This is a genomic window from Sinorhizobium numidicum (assembly GCF_029892045.1).
GTDB lineage: Bacteria > Pseudomonadota > Alphaproteobacteria > Rhizobiales > Rhizobiaceae > Sinorhizobium > Sinorhizobium numidicum.
On the sequence record NZ_CP120368.1, the window covers coordinates 1,668,466 to 1,680,528 of the forward strand.

8 protein-coding genes and 4 pseudogenes are annotated in these 12,063 nt (G+C 61.5%); 5 read left to right on the forward strand and 7 right to left on the reverse strand.

All coding sequences use genetic code 11. From position 1 onward, the window contains the following. Position 1: 1 nt before the first annotated feature. Positions 2 to 925 carry a LysR family transcriptional regulator gene (locus PYH37_RS19140; RefSeq protein WP_342394677.1) on the reverse strand — a complete coding sequence of 308 codons (924 nt, stop codon included), beginning with the start codon at positions 923 to 925 and terminating at the stop codon, positions 2 to 4. Between the two features lie 82 nt (positions 926 to 1,007). Between PYH37_RS19140 and PYH37_RS19145 the strand changes: the two are divergent. Then, positions 1,008 to 1,871, forward strand: a pseudogene (locus PYH37_RS19145) (NmrA family NAD(P)-binding protein); the annotation flags it as partial. Here PYH37_RS19145 and PYH37_RS32470 read toward each other — a convergent pair. From PYH37_RS32470 to PYH37_RS19160, 3 genes and pseudogenes are all read right to left on the reverse strand, one after another. Beyond that, a pseudogene (locus PYH37_RS32470) lies at positions 1,812 to 1,991 on the reverse strand (Acg family FMN-binding oxidoreductase); the annotation flags it as partial. The pseudogenes PYH37_RS19145 and PYH37_RS32470 sit on opposite strands and share 60 nt — an antisense overlap. Before the next feature lie 124 nt (positions 1,992 to 2,115). Continuing rightward, on the reverse strand, positions 2,116 to 3,252 hold the full coding sequence (locus PYH37_RS19155) for a PQQ-dependent sugar dehydrogenase (RefSeq protein WP_280733021.1): 1,137 nt from the start codon (positions 3,250 to 3,252) through the stop codon (positions 2,116 to 2,118). 43 nt (positions 3,253 to 3,295) lie between these two features. Further along, positions 3,296 to 3,553, reverse strand: a complete 258-nt coding sequence (locus tag PYH37_RS19160; protein ID WP_280736097.1) for a hypothetical protein — start codon at positions 3,551 to 3,553, stop codon at positions 3,296 to 3,298. 548 nt (positions 3,554 to 4,101) lie between these two features. Between PYH37_RS19160 and PYH37_RS19165 the strand changes: the two genes are divergently transcribed. Further along, a complete protein-coding gene (locus PYH37_RS19165) occupies positions 4,102 to 5,259 on the forward strand; it encodes a ceramide glucosyltransferase (protein WP_280736098.1) in 1,158 nt (385 codons plus the stop codon). 258 nt (positions 5,260 to 5,517) lie between these two features. Here the strand turns inward: PYH37_RS19165 and PYH37_RS19170 are convergent, their stop codons facing one another. Both PYH37_RS19170 and PYH37_RS19175 read right to left on the reverse strand, forming a co-directional pair. Beyond that, the gene (locus PYH37_RS19170; protein WP_280733022.1) at positions 5,518 to 7,350 is read right to left on the reverse strand and encodes a PHA/PHB synthase family protein; all 1,833 of its coding nucleotides are present in this window, start codon (positions 7,348 to 7,350) and stop codon (positions 5,518 to 5,520) included. Between the two features lie 309 nt (positions 7,351 to 7,659). Beyond that, complete coding sequence (locus PYH37_RS19175) at positions 7,660 to 8,475, reverse strand: class I SAM-dependent methyltransferase (RefSeq protein WP_280733023.1); 816 nt, start codon at positions 8,473 to 8,475, stop codon at positions 7,660 to 7,662. 296 nt (positions 8,476 to 8,771) lie between these two features. On the opposite strand from PYH37_RS19175, the gene PYH37_RS19180 reads away from it, so the two are divergent. Beyond that, positions 8,772 to 9,866: an extracellular catalytic domain type 1 short-chain-length polyhydroxyalkanoate depolymerase gene (locus PYH37_RS19180; RefSeq protein ID WP_280733024.1), complete on the forward strand. Its 1,095-nt coding sequence runs from the start codon at positions 8,772 to 8,774 to the stop codon at positions 9,864 to 9,866. Positions 9,867 to 9,978: 112 nt separating this feature from the next. Here the strand turns inward: PYH37_RS19180 and PYH37_RS19185 are convergent. Next, positions 9,979 to 10,261, reverse strand: a pseudogene (locus PYH37_RS19185) (Ros/MucR family transcriptional regulator); the annotation flags it as partial. On the opposite strand from PYH37_RS19185, the pseudogene PYH37_RS19190 reads away from it, so the two are divergent. Together PYH37_RS19190 and PYH37_RS19195 are read left to right on the forward strand one after the other, a co-directional pair. Continuing rightward, positions 10,258 to 10,866: pseudogene (locus PYH37_RS19190) on the forward strand (DUF899 family protein); the annotation flags it as partial. The pseudogenes PYH37_RS19185 and PYH37_RS19190 sit on opposite strands and share 4 nt — an antisense overlap. Positions 10,867 to 11,244: 378 nt before the next feature. Next, positions 11,245 to 11,928 (forward strand): DUF899 family protein, encoded by a 684-nt coding sequence (locus tag PYH37_RS19195; protein ID WP_280733025.1) that lies wholly within the window; start codon positions 11,245 to 11,247, stop codon positions 11,926 to 11,928. Positions 11,929 to 12,063: the final 135 nt, after the last annotated feature.

Here is a 12,063-nt window from a genome sequence, read left to right on the forward strand (position 1 = left end):
GTCAAAGCTCCCCTGCGGTCATTTCGGTCGCCGCCGCGACGATCGTGTTTCGGAGCCACTTATGCCGGGGGGAGTCGTGGTGGCGCGCGTGCCAAGCCAGACTCATGGCAAAGTGACCGAGATCGAGGGGCGGAACCAGGGAAACGAACCGCCTCATGTCCGCCGCCGTCCGCGCCAGACTCGACGGAAGGGTCATGACGAGGTCGGCACGGGCGGCAATCTCCACCGCCGCGAAGAAGTTCGGCACCCGCAGCTTCACCCGTCGCCTCCGCCCCAGACGGGCAAGGGCTTCATCGACGGGCGCCGGCCCTAGGCCGGGAACGCTCACCACGATATGTTCAAGCGCTAGGAAGCGGTCGAGCGTGAGTTTCCCGGCCGCGGCCGGATGTTCAGCGCGCATGAGTGTTACCAACTCCTCATCATAAAGGTGGCGGCGGCGGATGCCGGCCGGCGCTTCGTCGACCAGTGCCACCATGGCATCCGCCGCATTGTCCTCCAGCGCTTCGATCCCGTTCGCGCCCGGCGCGACGATGTCGAAATCGAGGGACGGCGCTTCGCCTGCAACGCGCGCGAGCAGACGCGGCACAATCACGGCGGCCTGAAGATCGGGCATCAGGAGCCGAATTTGGCCCGTTGCCGTCGCAGGATTGAACGGGCTCGCCTCCAGCATCTCGCCGATGCCGGCCAGCATTCTGCGTAGCATTGGACGCACTTCTTCGGCACGGGCGCTAAGCACGTAGCCGCCGGGTCCGTCGGCAAGGAGCGCATCCGCAAACAGCGTCCGCAATCGTCCCAATGCCCGGCTTGCGGCCGGCTGGCTCATGCCGAGCCGATGGGCCGCGCGTGTGACGTTCTTCTCCTCGATCAGCGCGTCCAGCGCCACGAGGAGGTTGATGTCGATCTTTCGTAAATCCACTTGGCGCATGCTGACTATGTACCTCATGCATTGGACGCATGGGAAGCTCTGCTCCTATTCTCGCGCGGGCGAATTTGAGACGGAGGAAGTCATGTACGTGGTGCTAGGAGCAAATGGGCGAGCCGGCGGTGAAACGGCCCACGCCCTCATAGAATGCGGCGAGGCCGTGCGCGTCGTCGTGCGTCGCCCTGAACATGGCGAAAAGTGGAGGTCACTCGGCGCGGACGTAGCCATAGCGGATATCGATGACGCCGACTCCATCGCTGAAGCCCTGGACGGCGCGTTGGGAGCGTTTCTCCTCAATCCGCCGCCGGTGAGCGGAGATCCCTATGCGCGGACCGTTGAGATCGGCACCGCACTCGCCAAGGCGGTAAGACGCGGGCGCGTGCCAAAGGTGGTCGTCCTGTCATCGATCGGCGCGCAACACGCTTCGGGCACGGGCGTCATAACGACTCTCCATCAGATTGAGAGGCTGTTGGATCATGTAGCGCCTGCAACCGCCTTCCTACGATCGGGTTACTTTGTTGAGACCTGGGGCGAGGTCGCTGGGATCGCCATCTCGGAAGGGGTGCTGCCGACCTTCCTCGAACCCGATCAGCGTATTCCGACGGTGAGCACGAGCGATGTCGGGCGCACGGCCGCAGCGCTGCTTCGCGAGGACTGGACCGGCAAGCGGATCGTCGAACTGAGCGGACCGGAAGATTGGAGCGCCGGCGACGTAGCATCGGCCTTCGCCGATGCTCTCGGCTGTCCGGTGTTCCCGGCATTCGTTCCGCCGCAGCAGCGCGCAGCCATCCTGGCCGGTGACGCCATCCCCTACGAGGTGGCGACTGCTTTGCTCGGCATGTACGAAGGCATCGCCGAGAATCGGTTCGCGCACGAGGGTGGGGGGCTCGCCCAGCAACGCTGCGAGTTCAGGCCTCAGCCGCGCCACATCGACCGGCTGGTTGACGAAGGCGTGCTTGAGGCCGAGCCCCGTCGCGGACAGCGCGAAGCGCTGGCAGGCACGCCCGAAGGCAATCCAGTGCGCCTTGTCCTCGCGCTCAGCGAGGAGGACGGCGATGCCGGCCGAGCTGTCGCTCTACGCGACGCCGCTGTGTTCCGCGAGATCTCGTCGCAAAGGCGCAGTAGCGGCACCAGCGGTATCCGTCGGCACCGTGGCCCGTGGCAGGAACGCCGGCGATCCGTCCGCACCGGCGTTAGCTTTTCGCCGGCTTCAAACGCAATATCATGCCGGATGCCTCGTCGGTGAGCGCGAGTACCGAGCCATCGGAGGCTTGGAGGACATCGCGAATCCGGGCTCCCAGGGAAAGAACCTCCTCGTTGGTCACCTCCTGTGTGTCCGTCTCCACTCGGACGATTCCTTCGGCCGACAGGCCACCGATCAGGAGATCGCCCTGCCATTCAGAGAACATGTCGCCGGTATAGAAGGTCATGCCGGAGGGTGAAATCACGGGTGTCCAGCTGTGGATGGAGCCGGCAAATTCAGACCGGGTTGGCGGATCGGGGATTTCCTCGCCCGAATAGTGGCGGCCCCAACTGACCACAGGCCAGCCATAATTCTCGCCGGCCTTCGGGATGTTCAATTCGTCTCCGCCCCTCGGGCCCATCTCTGCCACCCAAAGTACGCCCGTCTCGGGATGGATGGCCGCCCCTTGAACGTTGCGGTGGCCATAGGACCAGACCTCGTCGGCGCCTTCCTGGTCGATGAAGGGATTGTCCCTCGGAATCGATCCATCAGGGTTGAGGTGGACGATCGTCCCGAGATGGTTGGCCGGATCCTGGGCCTGCCGCATTTGGAAGCGCTCTCCGAGAGTCACGAACAGCGTACCGTCCGGCGCGAAAGCCAGCCGGGAGCCGAAATGGTTTTCGCCCGAAACCGCCGGTTCCTGCCGGAAGATCACCTCGAAATCTGATATGGCGGTAGCGTCCTCGTTCAACTGGCCGCGCCCGACCGAGGTGGCCGCGCCGCCTTCGCGCTCCTCGGCAAAGGAAAGATAGATGGTCCGGTTGCTCGCGAATTCCGGATCAAGGACAATATCGAGAAGTCCGCCCTGACCTTGTGCGAACACATCCGGGACCCCTTCGATCGGTTCGCCGATGGTTCCGTCGGCCGAAACAAGGCGCAGCCGACCGGGACGTTCGGTCACAAGCATGTCGCCGTCCGGCAGAAGCGCAGCGCCCCAGGGATGCTCAAGACCATTCGCGAAGACTTCCACATTAACGGGACCGCTTTCGGTGTCGAGCGTCCGCGGCGTGTCTTGCGCCCCGACCGCCTCGTGTCGCAGAGCGATGAGCACCATCGCCAATGCGAAGAAAATGACTGCTCGCAACATGGCCAACTCCGTCGTTTCAAGTTCGTGGCAAATGTCGATCTCGTCAGGGCTTTGAGCTCTGTTGCGGAGGCAACTCCTCCGGGCGGATCACCGGTGTTTTTCCCTCGTTCGGCGCCGGCTCGACAATTTCACTATCGCCGATCGCAGGCGGCTCTAGGACTCCGTTGCATTCATCGAGCTTGTCCGCGTAGGATTTCTGATCGCCATCTACGCCCGGGTCGACGCGGCAGCGACCATTCTCAACACCTTCGGCCTGCTGAGACAGACCTGGCGACGCATTCAAGGCCGTAAGGGCCAGCACCAACGCCGCAACAGATTTTCCAGCTAGTGTACGCCTCATCCTCCTCGTCCTTCGATTTTAAACTCCAACCGCAGGGGTTTCCGCAGGACAGGCCATTACAAGCCAAACCCGAGCTTCCCGGGTTGGTTCCGACAAACCCTTCCGGAGAATGCGAAGCGCAGGGGCGAGCGTCGACGCTATCCAGCATCTCGGTCGCGGCAAGGACAGTCGACGTCTAGTCGCCTTCCTGCGGCGTACAACTTCAGCCGATATCTTTGTGGCGGTGCCGCCATATTTTTCGCGTGCCAAGACAAGCTGCTGGTCTTGAGTTCGAAGCTCCTCAAGGCGAAGGGGTTTGAAGGTCGGCTGTTGGGCTCAAAGCAGTCACCTCGACACAACAGGGCCTAAGAGGTCGAGTTCGGGACGACTGCTCTTCATCCGCCTTCTGGGGATCTGCTCCTGGCTTTTGTCTTAGGCGTCAGGTGTCATAGGCATGTCATCTTTCGGTGATGGTTATCCGGGTGCCTAAGTTCGTTAGAATGGCGGCGCGGCTCGTCGCTGGGTAAATGATGCTGTATTTGTTCGCCGCCGCCGGTGCATTCCTGGCCATCAATGTGTTGAGCCTGATGATTGCGGGCTGGCGTATCTGGCCTCATCTGGGCCCTCAGCCTAGGACGATGCATCGACCTCCTGTCTCTGTCGTGATCCCGCTCTGCGGCCTCGAGAAATTTTCCCGAGAAACGCTCGAGAGCGCGTTTCGCTTGGATTGGCCGGACTACGAAGTCATCTTCTGCGTAGCTGACGCAAAGGATGCGGTGATCCCCTTGATCAGGGAAGGGCGCGAGCGCTACCCAGCCATTCCCACAAAAATTCTTGTCGGTGACGACCTGATCAGCGCCAATCCCAAGCTGAACAACTGCGTGAAAGGTTGGAATGCGGCTTCGCATGAATGGGTGGTTCTCGCCGACTCGAACGTCCTTATGCCGACCGATTATCTCATTCGTCTGATGGCAGCGTGGCGGTCGGATACTGGGCTGGTATGCTCGACCCCGCTCGGTTCCCGCCCGTATGGATTTTGGGCGGAGGTTGAATGTTCGTTCCTCAACGCCCACCAAGCGCGCTGGCAATACGCCGGCGAAGCCCTTGGATTCGGGTTCGCGCAGGGCAAAAGCATGCTCTGGCGTAAAAGCATGCTGAATGCCCATGGCGGCATTCAGGCGCTGGCGTCGCAGATCGCCGAGGATGCGGCCGCAACGAAACTCGTGAGAAATCTCGGCTTGAAAGTGCACCTGGTTTCATCGCCGTTCGAACAGCCGCTCGGTACCAGGACATTTCGAGAGGTCTGGGCTCGGCAGTGCCGTTGGGCGAGGTTGCGACGCGTGACCTTTCCTCACTTCTTCTCGCCAGAAGTCCTGCTTGGCGTGATGCCGCCACTTCTGCTGTCGGTGATCGCCGCTATCGTTGCAGGTCACAGCGTGTTGGCCATCGCCGGTTTTGTCGTAAGCGCTACCTACTTACCGGAAATCGCCCTCGCGTATCGGAAGAACTGGCACGCTTCCCCACGGTCGCTCATCGCCATGTTCACGCGCGATGCATTGCTCCCGATAATATGGGTTCGCAGTTGGCTTGCGGGCAGCGCCGATTGGCGAGGCAACAGGATGTTGATCGGCTCGGATGAGTCCCGGCTTGAAACAAGTGCGCCCCGGCCGCTCGCGAGCACCTCGTAACAACCCGGCGCCGGTGGACAGAAGTCGTTTGATTAAATGCGGATGATTTCGGTCCGATTCGACATTCTCCCGAGATCGCCTTTGGCGCAAAGCGCAAAGTGCAATCCCGTCCCGATCACATGTTCTCGTTATGTGCTTCGAAGTCGCATAATGTATCCACTGGACCGCAAAAAATGACACGGTCGCAACTGCGGCCGACGCGACTAAGCTTCGATTGCCTTTAGGCGGTGCCGGCCCACCCCCCCCCTGAAAATGGCTTTACCGCTGATGCACATAAGTGCCGGGCGCATCATCGATCGGGGGATAGCCTTTTTTGGGGGCGCCGATGACCGGAGGTGCCAGCCGTTCCGGCGCTGAATGGCCGGCGAGCCACTCGACCCAGTCCGGCCACCATGAGCCGTCCTTCGATGTGGCTGCCGCGATCCATTCCTCCGCACTGGCGCTCGACTCGATCTCACGTGTCAATGCGATGCGAAAAGCTCTCCCGGGATGGTCTGGCTCGGAGACGATGCCGGCATTGTGGCCCCCGCTTGTCAGCACAAAAGTGACGTCGGTGTCGGTGAGATAATGTATCTTGTAGACGGAATGCCACGGTGCGACATGGTCTCGCTCCGTCCCGACGACGAACATGGGAACGCGGATGTTCTGGAGGTGAGCCGGGCGTCCGTCAACGATGAAACGGCCGGCGGCAAGTTCGTTGTCGAGATAGAGGCGCTGCAGATATTCCGCATGCATCCTGTAGGGCATATGGGTCGGGTCCGCGTTCCACGCCATGAGATCGGTCATCGGCTTGCGTTCACCGATCAGGTAGTCGTGGACGAGTCGCGACCACACGAGATCGTTGGTGCGCAGCAGTTGAAATGCCCCCGCCATCTGATCGGCGGAAAGACAGCCACTATGCCACATCATGCTGTCCAGAAAATGCAGCTGGCTATGATCGATGAACAGCGCCAGTTCGCCAGGTTCGGAGAAGTCCGTCTGGGCGGCAAACAGCGTAACCGAAGCCAATCGCTGGTCTTCGGTGCGCGCCATCGCGGCCGCCGCGATCGCTAGAAGCGTCCCTCCTAGACAGTAGCCCGTTGCGTGGATCTTGCGTTCAGGAACGATGGCGCTGACGGCATCAAGCGCGGCCACGATTCCCAACCGCCGGTAATCGTCGAGAGTGAGGTCTCGGTCCTTCGCGGTCGGATTGCGCCAGGAAATGCAGAAAACGGTGTGGCCCCGCGCGACGAGATAGCGGATCAGGGAATTATGCGGTGAAAGGTCGAGGATGTAGTATTTCATGATCCAGGCCGGCACGATCAGGATCGGCTCGGCCAGGACCTCCTCCGTCGCGGGCGCATACTGGATCAGCTCGATCAGGTGGTTTCGGTAGACGACCTTTCCAGGCGTGGCCGCGATGTCGCGACCTACGCGGAACGCTTCCGTACCGACCGGGGGTTGCCTCATGGCCAGCCGGCCGACGTCTTCGAGCCAGTTGCGGAATCCCTGCGAGAAGTTCGCCCCGCCCGTCTCCATTGCCTTGTGGATCACTTCCGGGTTGGCGAAGGGAATGTTGGACGGCGAGAACACGTCCAGCCACTGGCGCGCGGTGAAGGAGACGACGTCCTCGTGGTGCGGTGTCATGCCGGGGACGTTGCGCGTAACATTGTGCCACCATTGCTGGCACAGCAAGAAAGCCTGCGCCCAGACTGTGTAGGGTTGCCTTTGCCAGCACTCCGCGCGGAACCGGTTGTCTCCCGGCAGCGCCTCGATGCAGGGCGGCGCGTCCGGACGCGTGGCGGCTGCAGCCATGTAAGTCAGCAGAAGGCCCCAATTCTGCCCTGCCTTATCGGCAAGTTCCATGCGCTTGCCCGGAGCCGATGCGAGGTGGATCGACCAGTCGAAAAAGGCGAGCACCAATGCGGCAGGTGAAAGACCTCCCGTCGCCATTGCACTCAGAGCCTCACGCATCCGATCGATCGCCCGGAATGCTTCGCCGTCCGAGCCCTCGTCTTCCAATGGCAGCGCCGATTGAGCCGCTATCGAGTTGGCCGACCCTGCTTCCGTCGCGCGGTCTGCGGCCAAAACTGATCTGTCACACGTCTCCATCGCGAAACTCCATTCAGCCTTGCCGCCGCAGTCGTTGATGCCGATTAATGCCGATCGCCGACGGGGAATAACGAAGTGTCCTTGATCGGGGCAGAAGACGGAAGTTTTACTATTTATGATGGTGCGCTGCTTCTCAGGTCTGTGCAAGTCAGGCTTTTCGGGACTTCCATAAGTGGGCCTCGAAGGGCAGGTTCGGGCCGCCTTGCGCTGTAGGACGGTCACATCAACTTCCGCAGAAGAGCTCTCATCCCGAAAACTCGTCAGCGTTCGGGAGGCGCGTGGCGCTGTCTGGCTTATGGTGCGAATGTCTCAGAAGCCATATCGAACTAGGCGCCCCATACGATAGGGTGTCAGGATGGTGCTGAAGAGCTGCAGCGCGATTTGGGCGGGCGGTGACATCCGCGCCACCTGTCCGATGTCCCAATCCGAACGATCCTCGATGAGCTTTAGCCTCGGTACCCGCCGCTCTACCTCTGCCGGGTCGTCGAGCGCCCAATGGAGACAGGCACCGGTGGCGCGGATCGCCGGATTGAAGCGCAGCAGTCGGATTGCGAAGCTGCTATAGGCATCGAAGGCTATCTCGCCCGAGGGAAAGTGACCGGCGATCCGCCGCAGAACCTGCGAAACCTGGTATTCCTTCAGATAAGGCAGAACGCCCTCGGCGACGATCATGGCCGGCCTGTCGGCGGGAAGTTTCGCAATCCACCCGTGCTCGAGGATCGAGCCGGCAATCATCGTGCAGTCCGCACGGTCGGGGTAGATCTGCTGACGCAAGGAGATGACATCGGGGAAATCCAGTTCGAACCAGCGAACTCCCGGCCCCGGATCTATCCGGAAGATGCGACTGTCGAGGCCACAGCCGAGATGGAGAACAGTCGCCTCCGGGCAGCGCTGAAGGAATGCCTGCGTCCAGCGATCAAGCATATAGGCGCGCAGCGCGATGCCGATGGTCATGTCGTGACCAACCTTAAGGTGCCGACTGTCCTGATCGATACGGCGCAATGCATCTGCGGCGAAGCGGTCGCAAAGCAGCGAATCCGGCATGGCGCTTTCGGCTGCCTTGGCTTGGAGCGTGATCAGCAGGGTTTCCCTTGCGCCGGTGAGGCGGACTTGCTCCGGTTGCATGGCTTCCTCCAAGGTGGCCCGGCATCAGCAGGGTACTCTCTCTGCCGCCGCAGCAGCAACGATCTTCTTATCCTCGGCATCAATCATTGAGAGCCAGGAGGCTGAGGTGAAAATCTACTCACAAGCCGTCTTAGCGAAATCAGCGTCCATTCCTCCGAGTTTCGACGGAAATGTGCAAAGCACGTCATTTTTAAAGGACAAGGCAGCCGAACTAGAATATTGTGCAGTGCAGCAACAAGAGGCAATCTTGCCGCGTAGCACCCATGATCGCCTGCTGGCGACAGCGAGGAGGCGACATGCGATCCCTTGCCGATACACTGGAGCGACTTGCCAGATTTCGTAGAGGCAAGAGCGGCCACGCTACTGCGGCAACCTCGAATCTGTCTCGGCTCCAACGCTTGGGTCCCAATTCCGCAGCTTTGGAAGCATGGTTCCATGTTCCTGAGGCCCTGACCGAAGCGCCGGCGTTGGTCGTGGTCCTCCATGGATGTACGCAGAACGCCGCCGGTTATGATCACGCATCCGGGTGGTCGGAACTCGCTGAGGATTTCGGTTTCGCGGTCCTTTATCCGGAGCAGGTCCACGCCAACAACCCCAATTTATGCTTCAACTGGTTCAACCTCAGCGATGTTCGCCGAGGGCAGGGAGAGGTCCATTCCATACGGCAGATGGTGGAGACGATGATCGCCGAACACGGCATCGACCGTCGCCGGGTTTATATCACCGGACTGTCGGCGGGCGGCGCGATGGCGAACGCCGCGCTTTGCGCCTATCCCGAGGTTTTCGCCGGCGGCGCGATCATCGCCGGCCTTCCTTATGCCGCTGCTACATCAGTACCGGAAGCCTTCGACCGCATGCGTGGACACGGAATCCCAAACGCGGAAAACCTGCAAAAGCGGCTGTCCGGGGCATCACCTCATGCCGGTGCCTGGCCGACGATATCGGTCTGGCACGGCACGAATGACAGGACCGTCGCCGAGGCGAACGCCAATGCGATCATCGCTCAGTGGAGCGGCGTCCATGGCGTGCCATCCAGTCCGTCGTCGGTGGAAACCGTCGACGGACACAAAAGGCTGGCTTGGCGAGACCGATCCGGCAGGGACGCGATCGAGCTTTACCTCATAGAGGGAATGGGCCATGGGACACCGCTCGACGTCGCATCAGGCTACGGGCACACCGCGCCGTACATGCTGGACGCAGGAATCTCCTCTACTCTCCATGTAGCCCGCTCGTGGGGCCTGACCCCGTCTTTCCAGCGTCGACGGGAAAGAGCTGATTATGCCAGGTCCGCCCGACCAGCTCAGGCAGCCAGCCGATCACGGCCAGCTAGGCAGGGAGACATTCAGGCGGTGATCGAGAGGGCACTGCGTTCGGCAGGACTGATGCGCTGACAGCGCCGCGTCGAAGGCATCTTCTTCGGTCGTCAAGTCTCGCCGGTCGATCATTGGCTCTTCCTGCTTGGCGACATGCTCACTTGCGATGGGTCACTCTCTGGCCGCGGCATCAGCTGAACTTCAGGCCTATCTTCTTGCGAATAGGAGGCGGGGCTTCTGCGGGCACTGATGCCCGTTTCTTTCCCAGGCCGGTCGCGCGTGCGAGTTCGGAGCGCTGTCGGGCATAATTCGGAGCTGTCATCGGGTAGTCGGCTGGAAGGGTCCATTTCTCCCGATTTGCTCCGGCGTGAGAGCGTACTTCGCCATCAGGTGCCGCCTCAGGGATTTGAATTTCCCGCCGTCCTCCAGGCCGATGATGAAGTCCTCAGCGCAGATTTCTTGATCGGGACGCACGAGGATCGACAAGGCGTATCGCTTCGACACCGACGCGGGGAGCGCCTCGCTCGAGGATCTCTTCCTGGGGCGTTCGCGGGCCGACTACACGGCCGGCTGTCCCGCCTGCTCGGCGATCGCGGACGGCTTCAACGGCTTCGCCATCCACCTGGCCAACCATGACGTGATGCTCTGGGCGGTATCGCGGGCGCCGTTCGAGAAGCTGGAAGCGTACAGGCGCCGCATGGCCTGGACCTTTCCCTGCGCCTCCTCACACGGCAGCGACTTCAATGCCGATTTCAACGTTTGGATCAGCGAGGATGAGCAGCGCGCGGGAGGCACCGAATACAACTACCGGCCCGAGGCGGTCTGGCGTGACAGGCCGGACACCGACGGGAGTGATGCCATTTTCGCGCGCATGACCGGAACCGACACGGAGACCTGTGTCCGCGAGAGGCCGGGCATGAGCGCGTTCGCGCTTGAGGACGGCGGCGTCTACCATATCTATTCCGCCTATGAGCGCGGGCTGGACGGCCTCTAGGGCATGTATCAGTGGCTCGACCGCGCCCCCAAGGGCCGCAACGAGAAGGCCCCCGGGTTCCGCCGCCATGACGAGTACGGCTAGGCCTGAAAATTCGAGCCGGGTGGAGGCGACAACTGATCTGGATGGGCGGTCGATGGAGGTCGGAACGAGACATGAAACCGGAGTACCCGCGGTGGCCGATCGGTGCACCTTTCAGACGGAGCTGGACGTCTTGGTTCGAGAGAAGGCGCACACAAGGGAAGGCGACGCGGTTGGAAGGCGACCATCCCTACCGCGCCGATGGACGTCCCATGGTCCAGTGGCCTCGCGTGAAGGCCGGGTTTCCGACGATCTGGGCGCCGACGGGCGCTGAACCGTTCCGCCCCGCGCGCTCATGACAGTGACGTCACCGCGATAAAATGGGCGGATCGCGCGATACGCATTCGAACCGCCGTACGAAGAGAGAACAGGAGAGAGAACATGAGTGAACTGCGATATCCGAACGAAAGCAGGAAATATCGTGACGCACGCGACCTGCTGCTCAAGGACGAGCAAGAGCTCGTCGACAAGGTGAAAGCCGTGGCGGCAAAACGCCGTGCCCTCCCTCGCGGCGGGGAGCTGAAGGAGGATTATGTTTTCCAATGGGCCAACGAAGGAAAAGTAGGCAAGAGCGTGAAATTCTCCGAGCTGTTCGGAAACAAGAATACGCTGCTGCTTTACTCATGGATGTTCGGTCCGAACTGGGACAAGCCCTGCCTGTCCTGCACGTCGCTGGTCGACGGGTTTGACCGAACCGCGTACCAGGTCACCCGGCACGCCGCCTTCGCGGCGATCGCCAAGGCTCCGGCCGACCGCATCAACGCCTGGGCGAAAGAGCGCGGGTGGTCCGAGATCGATCTCCTTTCCGGATCGCAGTCTTCCTATCAGGCGGACTACAAATGCCAGGGCGACTCCGACGACATGCAGTGGCCGGTGATGCATGTCTTCACGAAACGCGATGGCAAGATCTTTCACTTCTGGGGAACCGAGCTCCCGGGGAACCATGTTGATACGGTATGGGCCTACTGGAACCTGATGGACTTCACGCCGGAGGGTCGGCCGGACATTGACACTCCGCCGCAAAGATACAGGTCCGAATTCCTGGAAAAGCATTATCCGGAATAGGAGGGCGCATCTTGCCGACCATGCAACGGAGGACGGGGATGGTTTCGCAGCGAACGTCAGAGCCGTCTTTCTTGGCCGTTTCGGCGCTGCTCTTCGCCAGCGCGGCAGCCACGATCGTCTGGAGCGCGCCCATGT